The organism is Streptomyces sp. WMMC940, assembly GCF_027460265.1.
Taxonomy (GTDB): domain Bacteria; phylum Actinomycetota; class Actinomycetes; order Streptomycetales; family Streptomycetaceae; genus Streptomyces.
Genome location: NZ_JAPZBC010000001.1, coordinates 5,766,599 through 5,787,077 on the forward strand (window position 1 = coordinate 5,766,599; position 20,479 = coordinate 5,787,077).

17 protein-coding genes are annotated in these 20,479 nt (G+C 71.7%); 16 read left to right on the top strand and 1 reads right to left on the bottom strand.

From position 1 onward, the window contains the following. The first annotated feature begins 3 nt into the window (after window positions 1–3). The 12 genes from O7595_RS25405 (at window position 4) to O7595_RS25460 (ending at window position 12,912) form a co-directional block, all read left to right on the top strand. Window positions 4–1,443, top strand: coding sequence for a UDP-N-acetylmuramoyl-tripeptide--D-alanyl-D-alanine ligase (locus O7595_RS25405; protein ID WP_269730924.1), 1,440 nt, complete (start codon window positions 4–6; stop codon window positions 1,441–1,443). Beyond that, window positions 1,440–2,510 (top strand): phospho-N-acetylmuramoyl-pentapeptide-transferase, encoded by a 1,071-nt coding sequence (gene mraY, locus O7595_RS25410; RefSeq protein ID WP_269730925.1) that lies wholly within the window; start codon window positions 1,440–1,442, stop codon window positions 2,508–2,510. Before O7595_RS25405 ends, mraY begins: the two co-directional genes overlap by 4 nt. Beyond that, entirely contained in the window at window positions 2,507–3,934 is a 1,428-nt protein-coding gene (gene murD / locus O7595_RS25415; protein WP_269730926.1) for a UDP-N-acetylmuramoyl-L-alanine--D-glutamate ligase, read from the top strand. Before mraY ends, murD begins: the two co-directional genes overlap by 4 nt. Window positions 3,935–4,377: 443 nt before the next feature. Next, window positions 4,378–5,751, top strand: coding sequence for a putative lipid II flippase FtsW (ftsW, locus tag O7595_RS25420; RefSeq protein ID WP_443071859.1), 1,374 nt, complete (start codon window positions 4,378–4,380; stop codon window positions 5,749–5,751). A gap of 6 nt (window positions 5,752–5,757) precedes the next feature. Beyond that, on the top strand, window positions 5,758–6,846 hold the full coding sequence (gene murG / locus O7595_RS25425; protein ID WP_138055840.1) for an undecaprenyldiphospho-muramoylpentapeptide beta-N-acetylglucosaminyltransferase: 1,089 nt from the start codon (window positions 5,758–5,760) through the stop codon (window positions 6,844–6,846). A gap of 21 nt (window positions 6,847–6,867) precedes the next feature. Then, window positions 6,868–7,668: a cell division protein FtsQ/DivIB gene (locus O7595_RS25430; protein ID WP_269730927.1), complete on the top strand. Its 801-nt coding sequence runs from the start codon at window positions 6,868–6,870 to the stop codon at window positions 7,666–7,668. A 280-nt stretch (window positions 7,669–7,948) separates the two neighbouring features. Next, window positions 7,949–9,154, top strand: coding sequence for a cell division protein FtsZ (gene ftsZ, locus O7595_RS25435; protein WP_269730928.1), 1,206 nt, complete (start codon window positions 7,949–7,951; stop codon window positions 9,152–9,154). Window positions 9,155–9,182: 28 nt separating this feature from the next. Further along, entirely contained in the window at window positions 9,183–9,908 is a 726-nt protein-coding gene (pgeF, locus tag O7595_RS25440) for a peptidoglycan editing factor PgeF (protein ID WP_269730929.1), read from the top strand. Then, window positions 9,905–10,624 carry a YggS family pyridoxal phosphate-dependent enzyme gene (locus O7595_RS25445; RefSeq protein WP_269730930.1) on the top strand — a complete coding sequence of 240 codons (720 nt, stop codon included), beginning with the start codon at window positions 9,905–9,907 and terminating at the stop codon, window positions 10,622–10,624. Before pgeF ends, O7595_RS25445 begins: the two co-directional genes overlap by 4 nt. Window positions 10,625–10,758: 134 nt before the next feature. Further along, the gene (locus O7595_RS25450) at window positions 10,759–11,406 is read left to right on the top strand and encodes a cell division protein SepF (protein ID WP_269730931.1); all 648 of its coding nucleotides are present in this window, start codon (window positions 10,759–10,761) and stop codon (window positions 11,404–11,406) included. Window positions 11,407–11,483: 77 nt separating this feature from the next. Beyond that, window positions 11,484–11,780 (top strand): YggT family protein, encoded by a 297-nt coding sequence (locus O7595_RS25455; protein ID WP_269730932.1) that lies wholly within the window; start codon window positions 11,484–11,486, stop codon window positions 11,778–11,780. A gap of 49 nt (window positions 11,781–11,829) precedes the next feature. Further along, window positions 11,830–12,912 (top strand): DivIVA domain-containing protein, encoded by a 1,083-nt coding sequence (locus O7595_RS25460; RefSeq protein ID WP_138055847.1) that lies wholly within the window; start codon window positions 11,830–11,832, stop codon window positions 12,910–12,912. Window positions 12,913–13,253: 341 nt separating this feature from the next. On the opposite strand, the gene ileS is transcribed toward O7595_RS25460, so the two are convergent. Then, entirely contained in the window at window positions 13,254–16,409 is a 3,156-nt protein-coding gene (ileS, locus tag O7595_RS25465) for an isoleucine--tRNA ligase (RefSeq protein WP_269730933.1), read from the bottom strand. 574 nt (window positions 16,410–16,983) lie between these two features. On the opposite strand from ileS, the gene O7595_RS25470 reads away from it, so the two are divergent. The 4 genes from O7595_RS25470 to O7595_RS25485 all read left to right on the top strand — a co-directional run bounded on the left by O7595_RS25470 (window position 16,984) and on the right by O7595_RS25485 (window position 20,479). Next, on the top strand, window positions 16,984–18,204 hold the full coding sequence (locus O7595_RS25470) for a TraR/DksA family transcriptional regulator (protein ID WP_269730934.1): 1,221 nt from the start codon (window positions 16,984–16,986) through the stop codon (window positions 18,202–18,204). Window positions 18,205–18,303: 99 nt separating this feature from the next. Then, window positions 18,304–18,864 carry a signal peptidase II gene (lspA, locus tag O7595_RS25475; protein ID WP_269730935.1) on the top strand — a complete coding sequence of 187 codons (561 nt, stop codon included), beginning with the start codon at window positions 18,304–18,306 and terminating at the stop codon, window positions 18,862–18,864. A gap of 167 nt (window positions 18,865–19,031) precedes the next feature. Further along, a complete protein-coding gene (locus tag O7595_RS25480) occupies window positions 19,032–19,973 on the top strand; it encodes an RluA family pseudouridine synthase (protein WP_269730936.1) in 942 nt (313 codons plus the stop codon). Then, window positions 19,970–20,479 (top strand): GNAT family N-acetyltransferase, encoded by a 510-nt coding sequence (locus tag O7595_RS25485; protein ID WP_269730937.1) that lies wholly within the window; start codon window positions 19,970–19,972, stop codon window positions 20,477–20,479. The genes O7595_RS25480 and O7595_RS25485 overlap by 4 nt, the downstream gene beginning before the upstream one ends.

The window sequence follows — 20,479 nt, forward strand, 5'->3', positions numbered from 1 at the left end:
ACAGTGATCGCCCTCTCCCTCGCCGAGATCGCCCGGATCGTCGACGGGCGGCCGTGCGACATACCGGATCCGTCCGTGCGCGTCACCGGGCCCGTCGTCCGGGACTCCCGCGAGGTGGTACCCGGCAGCCTGTTCGTCGCCTTCGCCGGCGCCCGCGTCGACGGTCACGACTACGCCGCGGACGTGGTCGCCGCGGGCGCGTCCGCCGTGCTGGCCTCGCGTCCCGTCGGCGTCCCCGCGATCGTCGTGGACGACGTCCAGAAGGCCCTCGGCGCACTGGCCCGCGCCGTCGTGGAACGTCTCGGCGCCACCCTCGTGGCGCTCACCGGCTCCGCCGGCAAGACGAGCACCAAGGACCTGATCGCCCAGGTGCTGCGCCGCATGGCGCCGACCGTCTGGACCCCCGGCTCCCTCAACAACGAGATCGGGCTGCCGCTGACCGCGCTCAGCGCCACCGACGAAACCCGGTTCCTGGTCCTCGAGATGGGCGCCCGCGGCATCGGCCACATCCGCTACCTCACCGAACTCACCCCGCCCCGCATCGGCGTCGTGCTCAACGTGGGCAGCGCCCACATCGGGGAGTTCGGCGGCCGCGAGCAGATCGCCGAGGCCAAGGGCGAGCTCGTCGAGACGCTGCCCCCCGCAGCCGAGGGCGGAGTCGCCGTCCTCAACGCCGACGACCCCCTGGTACGCGCCATGTCCGCCCGTACCGAGGCGCGCGTGGTGCTGTTCGGGGAGTCGGACGAAGCGGACGTACGTGCCGACAACGTCCGCCTCATGCCGGGCGGACGGCCCGCATTCCTCCTTCGCACACCCTCCGGGTGCAGCGACGTGACCTTGCGGCTGTACGGTGAGCACCACGTGTCGAACGCGCTCGCCGCGGCCGCCGTCGCCCATGAGCTGGGCATGTCCGTCGACGAGATCGCCACCGCGCTCTCGGAGGCGGGCACCCTCTCCCGCTGGCGTATGGAGGTCACCGAGCGTCCGGACGGCGTGACGGTCGTCAACGACGCCTACAACGCGAACCCCGAGTCCATGCGAGCCGCACTGCGTGCGCTCGCCGCCATGGGCACGGCCGCCCAGGCCACCGGGGGGCGCACGTGGGCGGTGCTCGGTCCGATGGCCGAGCTCGGCGGCGAGGCGCTGACGGAGCACGACGCGATCGGACGGCTCGCCGTCCGGCTCAACGTCAGCAAGCTCGTCGCGGTCGGGGGCAGGGAAGCGTCCTGGCTGCAGCTGGGCGCATATAACGAGGGTTCGTGGGGTGAGGAGTCGGTGCACGTGTCCGACGCGCAGGCGGCGGTCGACCTGTTGCGCAGAGAGCTGCGCCCGGGAGACGTCGTGCTGGTGAAGGCTTCCAGGTCGGCCGGGCTCGAGCGGATCGCCGAGGCGCTGCTCGCCGACGCCGGTCCGACCGACGAGGGGCAGGTCGCCGGCCGATGAGGCAGATCCTCTTCGCGGGAGCCATCGGGCTCTTCCTGACGCTCATCGGTACCCCGCTGCTGATCAAGCTGCTGGCCCGCAAGGGTTACGGCCAGTTCATCCGTGACGACGGCCCGCGCAGCCACGGCAGCAAGAAGGGCACGCCCACCATGGGCGGCATCGCCTTCATCCTGGCCACGCTGATCGCGTACGCCCTCACCAAGGTGATCACCGGCGAGGACCCGACCGTCCCGGGCCTGCTGGTGCTGTTCCTGATGGCGGGCATGGGACTGGTCGGCTTCCTCGACGACTACATCAAGATCGTCAAGCAGCGGTCCCTGGGCCTGCGGGCCAAGGCGAAGATGGCCGGCCAGCTGATCGTCGGCATCGCCTTCGCGGTGCTGGCGCTGCAGTTCCCGGACGACCGCGGCAACACCCCGGCCTCCACCAAGCTGTCGTTCGTCACCGACTTCGGCTGGACGATCGGTCCGGTGCTGTTCGTGGTCTGGGCGCTGTTCATGATCCTCGCGATGTCGAACGGCGTGAACCTCACCGACGGGCTGGACGGCCTGGCCACCGGCGCCTCCGTGATGGTCTTCGGCGCGTACACCTTCATCGGCCTGTGGCAGTTCCAGGAGTCCTGCGCCAACGCGACGACCCTGACCAACCCCGCCGCCTGCTTCGAGGTACGGGACCCCCTCGACCTCGCCGTCGTGGCCGCGGCGCTGATGGGAGCCTGCTTCGGCTTCCTGTGGTGGAACACCTCGCCGGCGAAGATCTTCATGGGTGACACCGGCTCCCTGGCCCTCGGCGGCGCGCTCGCCGGCCTGGCCATCTGCTCCCGCACGGAGCTGCTCCTGGCGCTCCTCGGCGGCCTCTTCGTCCTGATCACCCTGTCCGTGATCATCCAGGTCGGTTCCTTCCGGCTCACCGGGAAGCGCGTATTCCGGATGGCCCCGCTGCAGCACCACTTCGAGCTCAAGGGGTGGTCCGAAGTCCTTGTCGTGGTCCGTTTCTGGATCATTCAGGGCATGTGCGTCATCGTGGGACTGGGCATCTTCTACGCGGGCTGGGCGGCCGACAAGTGAGCACGCGGGACTGGCAGGGCAAACGCGTCACCGTCGCAGGGCTGGGCGTGAGCGGCATTCCGGCCGCCCGCGTACTGCACGGCCTCGGTGCGGTCGTCACGGTCGTCAACGACGGCGACGACGAGCGCGCCCGCGCCCAGGCGGCGGAGCTGGAGGCGGAGGGGATCTCCGTCCGCCTCGGCGACGGCGCCACCCTGCCGGAGGGCACCGAGCTGGTCGTGACGGCGCCCGGCTGGAAGCCCGACAAGCCCCTGTTCACGGCAGCCGCGGAGGCGGGCGTCGAGGTCTGGGGCGACGTCGAGCTCGCCTGGCGGCTGCGCGGCCTGGACGGCAGGGAAGCCGCCCCCTGGCTCGCGGTGACCGGCACCAACGGCAAGACGACGACCGTGCGGATGCTCGCCGCGATCCTGGAGGCGGCCGGCCTGAGGACCGCGGCCGTCGGCAACATCGGGGTCTCCCTGCTGGACGCGGTGCTCGGCGACGAGAAGTACGACGTGCTCGCCGTCGAGCTCTCCAGCTACCAGCTCCACTGGGCCCCCTCGCTGCGCGCCCACTCCGCCGCCGTCCTCAACCTGGCGCCGGACCACCTCGACTGGCACGGCTCCATGGAGGCGTACGCCGCCGACAAGGGCCGTGTCTACGAAGGCAATACGGTCGCCTGCGTCTACAACGCCGCCGACCCCGCGACCGAGGACCTGGTGCGGGAGGCCGACGTCGTCGAGGGCTGCCGCGCCGTCGGCTTCACCCTCGGCACGCCCGGCCCCTCCCAACTCGGAGTCGTGGAAGGCATCCTCGTCGACCGCGCCTTCGTCGAGAACCGGCAGAAGCAGGCACAGGAGCTGGCGCAGGTCTCCGACGTCGACCCACCGGCCCCCCACAACATCGCCAACGCCCTCGCCGCGGCGGCGCTGGCCCGCGCGTTCGGCGTCGAACCCGCGGCGGTGCGGGAGGGGCTGCGGGCCTTCCGACCCGACGCGCACCGCATCGAGTACGTGGCCGAGGTCGACGGCGTCGCCTACGTCGACGACTCCAAGGCCACCAACACCCATGCCGCGGAAGCCTCCTTGGCGGCGTACGACCCGATCGTCTGGATCGCGGGCGGCCTCGCCAAGGGCGCGACCTTCGACGAGCTCGTCCGGAAGTCCGCGGAACGGCTGCGCGGCGCGGTGCTGATGGGCGCGGACCGGGCACTGATCGCCGAAGCCCTGGCGCGACACGCGCCCGAGGTCCCGGTGGTCGACCTCGACCGGACCGACACTGGGGCGATGTCGGCGGCGGTCCGCGAAGCGGCACGGCTCGCGCGGCCCGGGGACACGGTCCTGCTGGCCCCCGCCTGCGCCTCGATGGACATGTTCGCCAACTACAACAAGCGAGGCGAGGCGTTCGCGGACGCGGTCCGCACCCTCGCCGCCGAGCGCGCCTGACCGGCCCTGGCCCCGCCGCCACGACCCGGCGGCGTGGGCCACGACCTGGAGGGGACAGCGACATGCCACCCGACGCGACCACGACGCCCGACCCCCGCCGCCCCGGGGCCGCGGACCCGCTGCGGCCCGCCGGTCCCCACGGCGCACCGCACGCCACCGGCCACGCCGCCCCGGCCCCGGAGCGCCGCCCCGGGCCGCCCGCCGTGGACGCCCCGGACGCGAGCGGTTCCTCGTCCGGCCTCGACCGCACCGTGCGCGCGGCCGCGACGACAGCGACGGAGGCGACCGATCGGGTCGTACGCCCCCACTCCGCGGTGCGCACGGACGGGTTGGCCGCCGCGGCGCGAGGCGTCGTGCGTCACGGCGGGGCGTCGTGGCGGTCCCGCGCACGAGCCGACCGGCGGGAACCGCTCGTCGAGCGGGCGCGTGCGCTCGGCCGTGGCCTGGTGCCCGTACTCGCCCTCGCCGGACTGCCCGGAGCCGGACTGCCCGGAGCCGCACTGCGCGGCAGGACCGCCAGGCCCGCGCCGCGCCCGGCGTACGGCTGGGGCGGAGGCAGCGGCGGCCGGCCCCGCCCGCCACGCGGCGGCGGACTGCGCCGGCTGTACGAGCAGGCCCGCCGGGCCTGGGACCGGCCGCTGACGGCCTACTACGTGATTCTCGGCGCCGGTCTGCTGATCACCGTGCTCGGCCTCGTGATGGTCTACTCCGCCTCGATGATCACCGCTCTGAAGTACTCGCTGCCCTCCTCGTACTTCTTCCGCAAGCAGTTCCTCGCCGCAGTGATCGGCACCGGACTGCTCCTGATCGCCTCGCGGATGCCCCTCCGGCTCCACCGGGGCCTCGCCTACCCGATCCTCGTCGTCAGCGCCTGTCTGATGGTCCTGGTGCAGGTCCCCGGGATAGGGCAGTCGGTCAACGGCAACCAGAACTGGATCTCGCTCGGCGGGCCCTTCCAGCTCCAGCCCAGCGAGTTCGGCAAGCTCGCCCTGATCCTCTGGGGCGCCGACCTGCTCGCCCGCAAGCAGGACAAGCGGCTGCTCACACAGTGGAAGCACCTGCTCGTCCCGCTGGTCCCGGTGGCCTTCATACTGCTGGGGCTGATCATGCTGGGCGGCGACATGGGCACCGCCATCATCCTGACCGCGATCCTCTTCGGGCTGCTCTGGCTGGCCGGCGCCCCGACCAGGCTGTTCGTGGGCGTGCTGTCCGTCGCCGCGGTGATCGGCGCGGTCCTGATCAAGACCAACGCGAACAGGATGGCCCGCTTCCAGTGCGTCGGCGCCACCGATCCCGGACCGGACGACAGCTGCTGGCAGGCCGTGCACGGGATCTACGCCCTGGCCTCGGGCGGATGGTTCGGTTCGGGCATCGGGGCAAGTGTGGAAAAATGGGGTCAACTCCCCGAAGCGCACACCGACTTCATCTTCGCCATCACCGGGGAGGAACTGGGCCTCGCGGGGACACTGTCGGTGCTCGCTCTCTTCGCGGCTCTAGGCTATGCGGGTATCCGCGTGGCCGGACGCACGGAGGACCCCTTCGTGAGGTACGCCGCGGGAGGTGTGACCACCTGGATCACGGCCCAGGCCGTGGTCAACATCGGTGCGGTGCTCGGACTGCTGCCGATCGCCGGTGTCCCCCTCCCGCTGTTCTCCTACGGGGGCTCCGCCCTGCTGCCGACCATGTTCGCGGTCGGACTGCTGATCGCCTTCGCGCGGGAGGATCCCGCGGCGAAGGCGGCCCTGGCCGTGCGGCCCGGGACGAGATGGAAGACGATGAGACGGCGCGTCAAGGAACGTCCGTCCGGAGAGCGGTGAATTTCGGTGCATGTCGTACTCGCCGGCGGGGGGACCGCCGGCCACATCGAGCCCGCGCTCGCCCTCGCGGACGCCCTGCGGAGGCAGGATCCGACGATGGGCATCACGGCCCTCGGTACCGAGCGCGGCCTGGAGACCCGGCTCGTCCCCGAGCGGGGCTACGAGCTGGCGCTGATCCCCGCCGTGCCGCTGCCGCGCAAACCGACGCCCGAGCTGATCACCGTCCCGGGCCGGCTGCGCGGCACGATCAAGGCCGCCGAGCAGATCCTGGAGCGCACGAAGGCCGACGCCGTCGTGGGCTTCGGCGGCTATGTCGCGCTGCCCGGATACCTGGCCGCCAAGCGGCTCGGGGTGCCCATCGTCGTCCACGAGGCCAACGCCCGCCCGGGCCTGGCCAACAAGATCGGTTCGCGGTACGCCGCCGCGGTCGCCGTGTCGACGCCCGACAGCAAGCTGCGGGGCGCGCGCTACGTCGGGATCCCGCTGCGCCGCTCCATCGCCACCCTCGACCGGGCCCGCGTCCGGCCCGAGGCGCGTGCCGCCTTCGGCCTGGACCCCAACCTGCCGACACTGCTGGTCTCGGGCGGTTCGCAGGGCGCCCGCCGCCTCAACGAGGTGGTCCAGCAGGTCGCTCCGCTGCTCCAGCGCTCCGGTATCCAGGTCCTGCACGCGGTCGGACCGAAGAACGAACTGCCGCACGCGGACAACATGCCCGGGATGCCGCCGTACATCCCGGTACCGTACGTGGACCGGATGGATCTCGCGTACGCCGCGGCCGACATGATGCTGTGCCGTGCGGGCGCCATGACGGTCGCCGAACTCTCCGCCGTGGGCCTGCCCGCCGCGTACGTACCGCTGCCGATCGGCAACGGCGAACAGCGGCTCAACGCACAGCCCGTGGTGAAGGCCGGCGGCGGACTGCTGGTCGACGACGCCGAGCTGACCCCCGAGTGGGTCCAGGGCCATGTGCTCCCGGTGCTCGCCGATCCGCACCGGCTGTACGAGATGTCCCGTGCCGCGGCCGAGTTCGGGCGCCGGGACGCAGACGATCTGCTTGTCGGAATGGTCTACGAGGCGATCGCCTCGCGCCGATAGGCACGGCGAAGGGCAGGGAGCATGGCCGGACCGACGACCGCCGAACGCGGCACCCGCAAGCCGAACGGACCGTCGTCGCCCGGCCGGCCCCGCAGGGGCGCGGTTCCGCGCCGCCCCCGGCTCCCCGCCCCCCGGGTCCTGCTCCCCCTGGTCGCCGCCGCCGTCCTCGCCGGCGGCGGCCTGTGGGTGCTGTACGGCTCCTCCTGGGCCCGGGCCGAGCAGGTGGAGGTCTCCGGTACGCGGGTTCTGACGCCTCGTGAGGTCGAGGCGGCGGCCGGCGTGCCGCTCGGGACCCCCCTGGTCTCCGTGGATCTGGACGGCATCGAGAGCCGGCTCCGCGACCGGCTCGCCCGCATCGACTCGGTCGAGGCCGAACGCTCGTGGCCGCACGGCGTCGTGCTCCGGGTGACGGAGCGGGTGCCCGTCCTCCTCATGCGCAAGGGTGCCCGGTTCGTCGAAGTCGACGCCAAGGGCGTCCGGTTCGCCACGGTGGACAAAGCGCCCGAAGGCGTACCGTTCGTGGAGATGACGGCGAATCAGTCACCCAGCGTCGCGCGCTTCGGGGGGCGGCGGCTGCTGAAGGGGGCGGCCCTGGTCGTCTCCCAACTCCCCGCCGGGATCGCCGGCGACCTCCGGAGCCTACAAGTCATTTCGTACGATTCCCTCACTCTGAAGTTGACGCGTGGCCGTGAGGTGATGTGGGGCAGCAGCGAGGACGGCGAGGTCAAGGCCCGTACGCTCACCGCTCTGATGAAGGCCGCTCCCCGTGCCCGGCGCTTCGACGTGAGTGCCGCCACCGCTCCTGCCGTGTCGGCGAGTTGACGCACAAATGCGCAGGCCAGCACCCTGGTTGGTCAGCGCAACGGCTGATCACATAGGGTGAAAAGAAAAACGGGAGGTTCGGCGTGTTCGTTGAACGCACGCCACTTGTCGACTTAGTGTCTCGTTCGAGAGAGTCCAGGAAGCAGAGACACTGGTAACCCTAAACTTCAACGTTAGGGTTTGGGTCGGCATTTCGGACCGTCCCAATCGGCATCCGTCGTCGCGGCGCGGCCACCACCGCGAAGCGGCGACTCGTAACTCGAGGCGAGAGGCCTTCGACGTGGCAGCACCGCAGAACTACCTCGCAGTCATCAAGGTCATCGGTGTCGGCGGCGGTGGTGTCAATGCCATCAACCGAATGATCGAGGTCGGCCTCAAGGGCGTCGAGTTCATCGCGATCAACACCGACGCGCAAGCCCTGTTGATGAGCGACGCCGACGTCAAGCTCGACGTCGGCCGCGAACTCACCCGCGGGCTCGGGGCCGGAGCCAACCCGGCCGTCGGTCGCAAGGCGGCAGAGGACCACCGAGAGGAGATCGAGGAGGTCCTGAAGGGGGCCGACATGGTCTTCGTCACCGCCGGTGAAGGCGGCGGCACCGGCACCGGCGGCGCACCCGTCGTGGCCAACATCGCGCGTTCGCTCGGCGCCCTCACCATCGGTGTGGTCACCCGGCCCTTCACCTTCGAGGGCCGCCGCCGCGCCAACCAGGCGGAGGACGGCATCGCCGAACTCCGCGAAGAGGTCGACACCCTCATCGTCATCCCGAACGACCGGCTGCTGTCCATCTCGGACCGCCAGGTCAGCGTGCTCGACGCGTTCAAGTCCGCGGACCAGGTGCTGCTGTCCGGCGTCCAGGGCATCACCGACCTCATCACCACGCCCGGTCTCATCAACCTCGACTTCGCCGACGTCAAGTCCGTCATGTCCGAGGCCGGCTCCGCCCTCATGGGCATCGGCTCGGCCCGCGGCGACGACCGCGCGGTGGCCGCGGCCGAGATGGCGATCTCCTCGCCGTTGCTGGAGGCGTCCATCGACGGCGCCCGCGGTGTACTGCTCTCGATCTCCGGTGGCTCCGACCTCGGTCTGTTCGAGATCAACGAGGCCGCCCAGCTGGTCAGCGAGGCCGCCCACCCCGAGGCCAACATCATCTTCGGTGCCGTCATCGACGACGCGCTGGGCGACGAGGTGCGGGTGACCGTCATCGCGGCCGGCTTCGACGGCGGCCAGCCCCCCGCCCGCCGCGACAACGTGATCGGTTCCTCCTCCGCCAAGCGCGAGGAGCCCGCCCCGGCCGCCCGGCCGGAGCCGGCGCGCTCCCTCGGCGGACTGGGCGCCGTGCCGCCGCGCGAGGAGTCCGCCCCCGCGGAGCCGGCACCCGCGGCGAACGAGACCTCCGTCCCGCAGACCCCGTCGCCGCAGGTGCCGCCCGCCCGGCCGTACGACAGCTCGGCCGAGGAACTGGACGTCCCGGACTTCCTGAAGTGATCTTGAAGTGATAGGGGAGCACAACAGAGTGAGCGGCGCCCACTTCGCCTTCACCGACCGGTGGGGCGGAGTGAGCGCCGCTCCGTACGACGAGCTCAATCTCGGCGGCGCGGTCGGTGACGACCCCGTCGCCGTCCGTACGAACCGGGAACTCGCGGCCGGGCGGCTGGGCATCGACCCGGGGCTCGTCGTCTGGATGAACCAGGTGCACGGCCGGGACGTCGCCGTCGTCGACGGGCCCTGGACGGGCCCGGACGTCCCGGCCGTCGACGCGGTGGTCACCTCCCGGCGCGGGCTTCCGCTCGCGGTCCTCACCGCCGACTGCACACCGGTACTGCTCGCCGACCCGGTCGCCGGAGTGGTGGGCGCGGCCCATGCCGGACGCCCCGGGATGGTGACCGGGGTGGTGCCCGCCGCGGTCGGGGCGATGGTCCGGCTCGGCGCCGAACCGTCCCGCATCACCGCCCGGACCGGGCCTTCGGTCTGCGGACGGTGCTACGAAGTGCCCGAGGCCATGCGGGCGCAGGTCGCCGAGGCCGAGCCCGCGGCCTGGGCCGAGACCGGCTGGGGCACCCCGGCCGTGGACGTCGCCGCCGGAGTGCACGCCCAGCTCGAAGCCCTCGGCGTGCGTGACCGGAGCGCGTCGCCGGTCTGCACACTGGAGTCGGGAGACCACTTCTCCTACCGACGCGACCGCACCACCGGCCGGCTCGCCGGATATGTCTGGCTGGACCGCGAAAGAGACGACGCATGACCGACCGCAGAACCGAACTCGCCGAGAACCTCGAGAGGGTGGAGGAACGTATCGCCTCCGCCTGCGCCGCGGCCGGACGCAAGCGGGAGGAGGTGACCCTCATCGTGGTCACCAAGACCTACCCCGCCGGCGACGTGCGGCTGCTGCACGAACTCGGTGTGCGGAACGTCGCCGAGAACAAGGACCAGGAGGCGGCCCCGAAGGCGGCCGCCTGCTCGGATCTGTCACTCACCTGGCACTTCGTCGGTCAGCTTCAGACAAATAAGGCGCGTTCCGTCGCTGGTTATGCCGATATCGTGCAGTCCGTTGACCGGCTGAAGCTCGTCCGCGCCCTGTCCGCGGCGGCGGTCCGCGCCGAGCGCGAACTGGGCTGCCTCATCCAGGTCGCCCTCGACGCGGAGTCGGGGCGGCAGGGTGACCGCGGCGGCGTCGCGCCCGACGACATCGGGGAGTTGGCCGCCGCGGTGGACGGGGCACCGGGGCTCCGGCTCGACGGACTGATGACGGTCGCCCCGCTCGAGGGGCCCTACGCCGGGCGTCAACAGGCCGCTTTCGAGCGGCTGATGGAATTCTCATCCCGCCTGCGCGCGGACCGTCCGGCTGCGAACATGGTGTCGGCAGGGATGAGTGCGGACCTCGAGCAGGCCGTGGCGGCCGGGGCGACACACGTGCGCGTCGGTACGGCGGTGCTCGGAGTCCGACCCCGGCTCGGGTAACGTCGCGAAGCAAGTCGGACCACAGCAGAAAATATGGTCATTTCCGTCGAAAGGCGGACGGGCCGAGTGGATCGCGGGCACTTGGTGACGTAGCCGAACGAAGCCGATCCACCACAGAGCGGAGGACTCAGAGAATGGCCGGCGCGATGCGCAAGATGGCGGTCTACCTCGGCCTCGTGGAGGACGATGGGTACGACGGCCGGGGATTCGATCCCGACGACGACTTCGAACCCGAGATGGAGCCGGAGCCCGAGCGGGACCGTCGGCGCCACCAGCCCCCGCATCAGGTGGAACGGGAAGAACCGGTGCGGGTGGTCCAGCCCCCGGCACCGCGTGAGTCCGCGCCGCGACCGGCTCACGGGTCCGCGCCCGTGTCCACTCCGCTCTCCGCGGAATCCGGACGTCCCGCACGAATCGCCCCCGTGGCATCCATCACACCTGAACGTCCCAGTCTGGAGAAGAACGCACCGGTGATCATGCCCAAGGTCGTGTCCGAGCGGGAGCCGTACCGCATCACGACGCTGCACCCGAGGACGTACAACGAGGCCCGTACCATCGGGGAACACTTCCGCGAGGGCACCCCGGTGATCATGAATCTGACCGAGATGGACGACACCGATGCGAAGCGACTTGTCGACTTTGCCGCGGGACTCGTCTTCGGCCTCCATGGCAGCATTGAGCGGGTGACTCAGAAGGTCTTCCTCCTCTCGCCTGCTAACGTCGATGTCACGGCGGAGGACAAGGCCCGCATCGCAGAGGGCGGGTTCTTCAACCAGAGCTAGAACGAGCCAGAACACGACCGAGGGAACAACCCGGCCGCAAGGCCGGCAACGAGAGCCAGGGGAGAGGGAAGCACGGGATGGGCGTCGCACTGCAGGTGATCTACATCGCTCTGATGTGCTTCCTCATCGTGCTGATTTTCCGGCTGGTCATGGACTACGTCTTCCAGTTCGCCCGCTCGTGGCAACCCGGGAGGGCGATGGTGGTCGTCCTGGAGGCCACCTACACTGTCACCGATCCACCGCTCAAGCTTCTGCGGCGGTTCATTCCGCCGCTGCGTCTCGGGGGCGTGGCACTCGATCTGTCCTTCTTCGTTCTGATGATCATCGTTTACATCCTGATCTCCGTCGTGAGCAGTGTGGGGAGAGGGATGTGAACGACACGGTCTTGCCGACTGCCGACGACTACGTAGAGGTGAAGTAGAGATGCCGCTGACCCCCGAGGACGTGCGGAACAAGCAGTTCACGACCGTCCGCCTCCGAGAAGGCTATGACGAGGACGAGGTCGATGCCTTTCTCGATGAGGTCGAAGCCGAGCTGACGCGCCTCCTCCGAGAGAACGAGGACCTGCGCGCAAAGCTGGCGGCGGCGACCCGTGCGGCCGCGCAGAACCAGCAGCAGCAGGGCATGCGCAAGCCGCCGGAGCCGCAGGACGGCCGCGGTCCCGGCGCTCCCGTGCCCGCCGCCATATCCGGACCCCCCGTCCAGCAGCAGCCCCCGCAGATGGGTCCCCCCCAGCTGCCCGGTGGAGCTCCTCAGCTGCCGGCCGGTCCCGGTGGTCACGGCCCCCAGGGGCACCCGCAGGGTGGTCCGATGGGTCCCGGCCCGATGCAGGGCGGTCCCATGGGTGGTCCGATGGGCGGCCCCATGGGTGGTCACGGCGGCCCCCAGCTCCCGGGTCAGGGCCCTGGAGGCGACAGTGCCGCGCGCGTGCTGTCGCTGGCCCAGCAGACCGCCGACCAGGCGATCGCGGAGGCCCGTTCCGAGGCCAACAAGATCGTCGGCGAGGCCCGGTCCCGTGCCGAGGGCCTGGAGCGGGACGCCCGCGCCAAGGCCGACGCGCTGGAGCGGGACGCGCAGGAGAAGCACCGCGTCGCGATGGGCTCGCTCGAGTCCGCCCGCGCCACGCTCGAGCGCAAGGTCGAGGACCTGCGCGGCTTCGAGCGCGAGTACCGCACGCGTCTGAAGTCGTACCTGGAGAGCCAGCTGCGCCAGCTGGAGACCCAGTCCGACGACTCGCTGGCCCCGCCGCGGACCCCGGCGGCCGCGTCGCTGCCCCCGTCCCCCTCGATGGCTCCGGCCGGCGCCGGCGCCCCCTCCTTCGGCGGGAACCAGGCGATGGGCGGCAACCAGGGCATGGGCGGCGCCCCGTCGTACGGCGGTCAGCAGCAGATGTCTCCGGCGATGACCCAGCCGATGGCGCCGGTGCGGCCGCAGGGCGGTCCGCAGCCGATGCAGCAGGCGCCGTCGCCGATGCGCGGATTCCTCATCGACGAGGACGACAACTGACGGCGGGCCACGGCGCGGAGCGCGCTCGGCCGTCGGCAGGCTGAAACGGGCCGGGCCCGGGACCAACGTCCCGGGCCCGGCCCGTTCTTGTGCTCGGGCCCGCGGTGGCGGATGCCGCGCTTCGGGGGCGCGGCCGGGCACGTGAGCGCGATGTCCCCCGTGCGGGGCGTGATCCCCGCGGCCACGCGGAGGCCCGCCCTCCCGGATGGCGGGGTCCGTGCCACGCGGTCGACGGTCCGTGTCGAAGGCCCTGCCCTGCCGACGTGTGCGGCGCGGACGACCCACGCGAAAGGGTCCGGCCCCCGAAGGGGCCGGACCCACGATGCGAGGCGCGGTACGGGTTACGCCTTGCGGAGGCGGAACGTCAGCGACAGACCCTCGTCCGTGAACGGGGAGCCGTACGCGTCGTCGCCCTCGCCCGTCGCGAAGTCCGTCGCGAGGACCTCGTCCGCGATCAGACCCGAGTGGTCCGTGAGCGCCGAGGCGACCTCGGCGTCCGAGGAGGACCAGCGGAGCGCGATGCGGTCGGCGACGTCCAGGCCGCTGTTCTTGCGCGCCTCCTGGATCAGCCGGATCGCGTCGCGGGCGAGGCCCGCCCGCCGCAGCTCCGGAGTGATCTCCAGATCGAGCGCGACCGTCGCGCCCTGGTCGGAGGCGACCGACCAGCCCTCGCGCGGGGTCTCCGTGATGATGACCTCCTCCGGGGAGAGGGTCACCTCCTCGCCGCCGACCTCGATCACGGCCGAGCCGGACCGCAGCGCCAGGGACAGCGCCGCCGCGTCCGCCGTGGCCACGGCCTTCGCGACGTCCTGCACGCCCTTGCCGAAACGCTTGCCCAGCGCCCGGAAGTTCGCCTTCGCCGTCGTGTCGACCAGCGATCCGCCGCCCGCTGGACCAGCGGAGGAATCAGTCAGCGACGCCAGGGAGGAGACGTTGAGCTCCTCGGTGATCTGCGCGTGCAGTTCGGGCGACAGGGAGTCGAAGCCCGGGGCCGCGACGAGTGCCCGCGACAGCGGCTGGCGGGTCTTCACGCCCGACTCCGCGCGCGTGGCACGGCCCAGCTCGACCAGCCGGCGCACCAGCGCCATCTGCTGGGACAGCTCCGGGTCGACGGTGGAGAGGTCCGCCTCCGGCCAGGCCGTGAGGTGCACGGACTCCGGGGCGTCCGGCGTCACCGGAACCACGAGGTCCTGCCACACCCGCTCCGTGATGAACGGGGTCAGCGGGGCCATCAGCCGCGTGACGGTCTCGATCACGTCGTGCAGCGTGCGCAGCGCGGCCGCGTCGCCCTGCCAGAACCGGCGGCGCGAGCGGCGTACGTACCAGTTCGACAGGTCGTCCACGAAGGACGAGATCAGCTTGCCGGCGCGCTGGGTGTCGTACGCCTCCAGCGCCTGCGTCACCTGGTCGACCAGCGCGTGCAGCTCGGAGAGCAGCCAGCGGTCGAGCACGGTGCGCTCCGCAGGCGCCGGGTCGGCCTCGCCGGGCGCCCAGTTCGAGGTGCGGGCGTACAGCGCCTGGAAGGCCACCGTGTTCCAGTACGTGAGGAGCGTCTTGCGGACGACCTCCTGGATGGTGCCGTGGCCGACCCGGCGGGCCGCCCACGGCGAGCCGCCGGCGGCCATGAACCAGCGCACGGCGTCGGCGCCGTGCTGGTCCATGAGCGGGATCGGCTGCAGGATGTTGCCCAGGTGCTTGGACATCTTGCGGCCGTCCTCGGCGAGGATGTGGCCAAGGCAGACCACGTTCTCGTACGACGACTTGTCGAAGACCAGGGTGCCGACCGCCATCAGCGTGTAGAACCAGCCGCGCGTCTGGTCGATGGCCTCGGAGATGAACTGCGCCGGATAGCGCTTCTCGAAGATCTCCTTGTTCCGGTACGGATAGCCCCACTGCGCGAACGGCATCGACCCGGAGTCGTACCACGCGTCGATGACCTCGGGCACCCGCGTCGCCGTCGAGGAGCACTGCGGACAGGCGAAGGTGACGGCGTCGATGAACGGGCGGTGCGGGTCCAGGCCCGACTGGTCCTCCCCGGTGAGCTCGCCCAGCTCGGCGAGCGAGCCGACGACGGTGAGGTGGTCCTCCGCGCAGCGCCAGATCGGCAGCGGGGTGCCCCAGTAGCGGTTCCGTGACAGCGCCCAGTCGATGTTGTTGTTGAGCCAGTCGCCGTACCGGCCGGTCTTGACCGACTCCGGGTACCAGTTGGTGTTCTCGTTCTCCTCGAGGAGCCGGTCCTTGACCGCCGTCGTGCGGATGTACCACGACGGCTGCGCGTAGTAGAGCAGCGCCGTGTGGCAGCGCCAGCAGTGCGGGTAGCTGTGCTCGTACGGGACGTGCCGGAAGAGCAGACCGCGGGCGTCCAGGTCCCGGGTGAGCGCCTCGTCGGCCTTCTTGAAGAACACGCCGCCGACCAGGGGCACGTCCTCCTCGAAGGTGCCGTCGGGGCGGACCGGGTTCACCACGGGGAGCCCGTAGGCGCGGCAGACCCTGAGGTCGTCCTCACCGAATGCGGGGGACTGGTGGACCAGACCGGTGCCGTCCTCGGTCGTGACGTACTCGGCGTTGACCACGTAGTGCGCCGGGGCCGGGAACTCGACGAGCTCGAACGGCCGGCGGTAGCCCCAGCGCTCCATCTCGGCGCCCGTGAACGTCTGACCGGTGGCCTCCCAGCCTTCGCCGAGGGCCTTCTCCAGCAGCGGTTCGGCGACGACGAGCTTCTCCTCGCCGTTCGTGGCCACCACATAGGTGACCCCGGGGTGGGCGGCCACCGCGGTGTTGGACACCAACGTCCACGGGGTGGTCGTCCAGACCAGCAGCGACGCCTCGCCCGCGAGCGGGCCGGAGGTCAGCGGGAAGCGGACGAAGACGGACGGGTCGACGACGGTCTCGTAGCCCTGCGCCAGCTCGTGGTCGGACAGGCCGGTGCCGCAGCGCGGGCACCAGGGGGCGACGCGGTGGTCCTGTACGAGCAGGCCCTTGCCGAAGATCTCCTTCAGGGACCACCACACGGACTCGATGTACTCGGGATCCATGGTCCGGTACGCCTCGTCGAGGTCGACCCAGTAGCCCATGCGGGTCGTCAGCTCGGCGAAGGCGTCCGTGTGGCGGGTCACGGACTCGCGGCACTTCGCGTTGAACTCCGCGATGCCGTACGCCTCGATGTCCTTCTTGCCGTTGAAGCCGAGTTCCTTCTCGACGGCGAGCTCGACCGGCAGACCGTGGCAGTCCCAGCCGGCCTTGCGGGCCACGTGGTAGCCCTGCATGGTCCGGAAGCGCGGGAAGACGTCCTTGAAGACGCGGGCCTCGATGTGGTGGGCGCCGGGCATGCCGTTGGCCGTGGGCGGGCCCTCGTAGAAGACCCACTCGGGGCGGCCCTCGGACTGCTCGAGGCTCTTCGCGAAGACCTTGTTGTCGCGCCAGAAGTCGAGCACGGCGTGCTCGAGCGCGGGCAGGTCGACCTGGGCGGGCACCTGGCGGTACTGCGGCGGCGTCATGTACGGCTCCTCCAACGGAGTGTGTCTCTTCCGTCGGAGGGACGAGAGCCGATGCGCTGCGCTCCCGCGGTACCACCCTCCTTGGCCCTCCGGCGCGCGGCCGGACGGCCCCCTCATTGGGGTCGCGATGCCGGTTCTACTGGCCCTGGGCTGCCCGTGGGCGTTCTTCCGGCGGCTCCGGGGTGATCCTTCGCACCGCGCTCGCCCCCGGGCTCTCACCGTCCCCGGGTCGCTCATGGCTGCGTACGACGCTACTCGTCCCCATCCACGCCTTTCGCTTCGCCCAGTGTACGGGCCCGGGCGGGTGGGGGCCGACCGGATTTCCCGGCCGGCGGCGGGCCGGAGGCCGGGCCGCGCATGACCCGAATGGCCACACGGGGCCCGGTGGGTCCCGGCGGTACCCGCCCGGCGGATTAGGGGGCGGGGAGCTGGGCACAACGGATGCAGGCTCGCGTTGGGGAAGGCGCGGGGCGGGCCGGACAGGCGGCGTGCCCCGTTGCCGCGGCGCTGGGGTCGATTTATCGTCCCAGCACGATTCGCGAGCAAGATCACAATATGTGAAGGGGCCGCGGCCATGGTGGCGAAGAAGACCGCCGTGAAGAAGACGGCGTCAGCCAGGTCCACCGCCGCTGCGGGGGCGGCGGCCAAGGAGACGAACGGCAAGAAGAGCGCCGTCGCGAAGAAGACCACCAGGAGGGTGACGAAGACGGTCCCTTCCGGCGCGAACGCGCACGAAGGGTCCGGGGCCAAGTCCGCGGAACCCGCCAGGAAGGCCGCGCGGAAGACCACGGCGGCGGCGGCCAAGCGTTCCGCCGCCGGCCCGTCCGCGGGCGCCGCGAAGTCCGCGGCGGCGAGGAGCCCGAAGGGCCACGCCCGGGAGCACCCGGCCGAGGAGGCGGGGGAGCGGCGGGCGGGAGCGGCCGCGGAGCAGGCGGAGGAGGCCGCGGAGGCACCGGCGAAGGAAGCGGGCCGGAAGGCGGCGAGGAAGGCGACCGCGCGGGCCGCCGCGCGGTCCGGCGCCGGTTCGGGGACCACGGGTACCGCGAGGGCCTCGGGCACGGGCTCGAAGGCGGCGGAAGCCGGTTCGAAGACCACCCGAGGCAGGAAGACCGCCGCGGGCACGAAGAAGGGCACGGCCGCGCGGAAGACCGCGACAGGCAGGGAGACGGCGGGGCGCTCGGCGGCGCCCTCGGCGGCCGCGGCCGCGAAGGCGCCGGGCAGGAAGGCGGCTGCGAGGGCAGGCGCCAGGAAGGCCGCCACGGCGGCCGGGGAAGCGGTCGAGGCCGCGGAGCAGACGGGAGCCAGGACGGTGGCAGCCAAGAAGAGCGCGGGCGGGTCCGGTACGGCCACGAAGGACACCGCGCCGCCGGTGCCGCAGGCCCGTGTCGCCGCGGCACCGGGAGACCTCGCGGTACGGCCGGGGGAGGACCCGTGGACGCCGGAGGAGGTCGCCGAGGCGCGCGCCGAGCTGGAGAGCGAGCTGGCCCGGCTGCAGGCCGAGATCAGCCACTCCGAGGAGGCGCTGACCGGGCTGATGCGGGACTCCGGGGACGGCGCCGGGGACGACCAGGCCGACACCGGCACCAAGAACATCACCCGGGAGCACGAGATGGCGCTGGCCGCCAACGCCCGCGAGATGGTCGAGCAGACCGATCGGGCCCTGCACCGGCTGGACGCGGGCACGTACGGCCTCTGCGAGATCTGCGGGAAGCCGATCGGCAAGGCGCGGATGCAGGCGTTCCCCCGGGCCACGCTGTGCGTGGAGGACAAGCAGAAGCAGGAGCGGCGGGGCTGAGCCCACCCCCGGCTCCGGGCTGCGCACGGTGTCCGGAGCCGGGCCCCACGTGTGTGCCGTACCCTCGTGACCAGTCAGCACCTAGGTTGAGGGACTCACGTGGCAGAGGCGGAGCGCATCATCGGTACGCCGGACGTAGACGACGAGGCCGCGGCGCCCGCCGAGCGGCCCAGGGGCGGGCGCCGGATCTTCGCCCTGTTCGCGGTGGCCGCCGTGGCCTACGCGCTGGACCTCGCCACCAAGATGGTGGTCGTCGCCGAGCTGGAGCACCACCAGCCGATCCAGGTGATCGGCGACTGGCTGCGGTTCGAGGCGGTCCGCAACCCCGGAGCGGCGTTCGGCTTCGGCGAGGCGTTCACGATCATCTTCACGATCATCGCGGCGGTGGTGATCGTGGTGATCGCTCGGCTGGCTCGCAAGCTCTACAGCCTGCCGTGGGCCATCGCGCTCGGCATGCTGCTGGGCGGGGCGCTCGGCAATCTCACGGACCGGATCTTCCGTTCGCCGGGGGTCTTCGAGGGCGCGGTCGTCGACTTCATCGCGCCGAAGCACTTCGCCGTGTTCAACCTGGCCGACTCCGCGATCGTGTGCGGCGGCATCCTGATCGTGATCCTGTCCTTCAAGGGCCTGGACCCGGACGGCACCGTCCACAAGGACTGAGGCCGGCCGGACTCCGGCCGCGGCGGGCACGGGGAGCGAGCCGGCGGCGGAGCCCGCTCGGGGCGGCCCCGAGTCCGGTTGTCCACAGAGGGCCCCGCCGGTCGGGCCGGGGCCCGGTCGTCCACAGGCGGGATCGGTCACAGGGACCGACAAGGCATACTCGACGGGTGAGCACGATTCCCGAAACCCGCACCCTGCCCGTTCCCGACGGCCTCGAGGGCGAGCGCGTCGACGCCGCCATATCGCGCATGTTCGGCTTCTCCCGGACGAAGGCGGCCGAGCTCGCCGCCGCGGGCAAGGTCCAGGTCGACGGCTCGGTCGTGGGCAAGTCCGAGCGGGTGCGCGGCGGGGCCTGGCTCGAGGTCGAGATGCCTCAGGCGCCCGTCCCGGTGCAGGTCGTCGCCGAGCCGGTCGAGGGCATGGAGATCGTGCACGACGACGAGGACATCGTCGTGATCGTGAAACCGGTCGGTGTGGCGGCCCACCCGAGTCCCGGCTGGACGGGACCGACGGTGATCGGCGGGCTGGCCGCGGCCGGGTACCGGATCTCGACCTCGGGCGCCGCGGAGCGGCAGGGGATCGTGCACCGGCTGGACGTCGGCACGTCCGGGCTGATGGTGGTCGCCAAGTCGGAGCGCGCTTACACCCTGCTGAAGCAGCAGTTCCGGGAGCGCACGGTCGACAAGCGGTACCACGCGCTGGTGCAGGGCCACCCCGACCCGCTGAGCGGCACGATCGACGCGCCCATCGGCCGCCACCCCCAGCACGACTACAAGTGGGCCGTGACCGCGGAGGGCAAGCCCTCCGTCACGCACTACGACCTGATCGAGGCGTTCCGCGCCGCGTCACTGCTGGACATCAAGCTGGAGACCGGCCGCACGCACCAGATCCGGGTGCACATGTCCGCCCACCGGCACCCGTGCGTCGGCGATCTCACCTACGGCGCGGACCCGACGATGGCGCGACGGCTGGGGCTGACCCGGCAGTGGCTGCACGCGGTGCGCCTGGGCTTCGAGCACCCCGCGGACGGCCAGTGGGTCGAGTTCGGCAGCGACTATCCCCAGGACCTGCAGGCGGCGCTGGACCGGATCGCGGCGGAGAGCGCATGAGCGGGGACGCGGAGCGCCTGCCGGAGGGCGTCGTCCCGGGCGGTTGTGCCGTGCGGGAGGCGACGGATCCTTCGGACCGCGAAGCCTGCTTCGCGGTGCGCAAGGAGGTCTTCGTCGTCGAGCAACGGGTCCCGCAGGAGATCGAGTACGACGCCTACGACGCCGACGGAGCGGACACCATCCATGTCCTCGCCGTCGGCCCGGAGGGCCCGCTGGGCACGGGCCGTCTGCTGTACGGCCCGGCGGCGGCCGGCAAGACCGGAGGCGACTCGTCGGTCGGATCGCTGGGGCGGCTCGCGGTGACCGGGGCCGCGCGCGGCCGGGGCGTGGGGGCGGCGCTCGTCCGCGCGATCGAGTCCGCGGCCCGAGAGCGCGGCCTCACCGCGATCGACCTGCACGCGCAGACCCACGCGCTCGCGTTCTACGAGCGCCTGGGCTACGAGGCCTACGGCCCCGAGTTCCCGGACGCGGGCATCCCCCACCGGGCCATGCGCCGAGCGCTCTGA

Excerpts from the sequence above, each read along its gene's own strand:
- O7595_RS25455 (WP_269730932.1), top strand. The coding sequence starts at position 11,484 with ATGGGCGTCGCACTGCAGGTGATCTACATCGCTCTGATGTGCTTCCTC.
- O7595_RS25450 (WP_269730931.1), top strand. The coding sequence starts at position 10,759 with ATGGCCGGCGCGATGCGCAAGATGGCGGTCTACCTCGGCCTCGTGGAG.
- mraY (WP_269730925.1), top strand. The coding sequence starts at position 1,440 with ATGAGGCAGATCCTCTTCGCGGGAGCCATCGGGCTCTTCCTGACGCTC.
- ileS (WP_269730933.1), bottom strand. The coding sequence starts at position 16,409 with ATGACGCCGCCGCAGTACCGCCAGGTGCCCGCCCAGGTCGACCTGCCC.
- O7595_RS25460 (WP_138055847.1), top strand. The coding sequence starts at position 11,830 with ATGCCGCTGACCCCCGAGGACGTGCGGAACAAGCAGTTCACGACCGTC.
- O7595_RS25445 (WP_269730930.1), top strand. The coding sequence starts at position 9,905 with ATGACCGACCGCAGAACCGAACTCGCCGAGAACCTCGAGAGGGTGGAG.
- O7595_RS25485 (WP_269730937.1), top strand. The coding sequence starts at position 19,970 with ATGAGCGGGGACGCGGAGCGCCTGCCGGAGGGCGTCGTCCCGGGCGGT.
- O7595_RS25430 (WP_269730927.1), top strand. The coding sequence starts at position 6,868 with ATGGCCGGACCGACGACCGCCGAACGCGGCACCCGCAAGCCGAACGGA.
- O7595_RS25470 (WP_269730934.1), top strand. The coding sequence starts at position 16,984 with ATGGTGGCGAAGAAGACCGCCGTGAAGAAGACGGCGTCAGCCAGGTCC.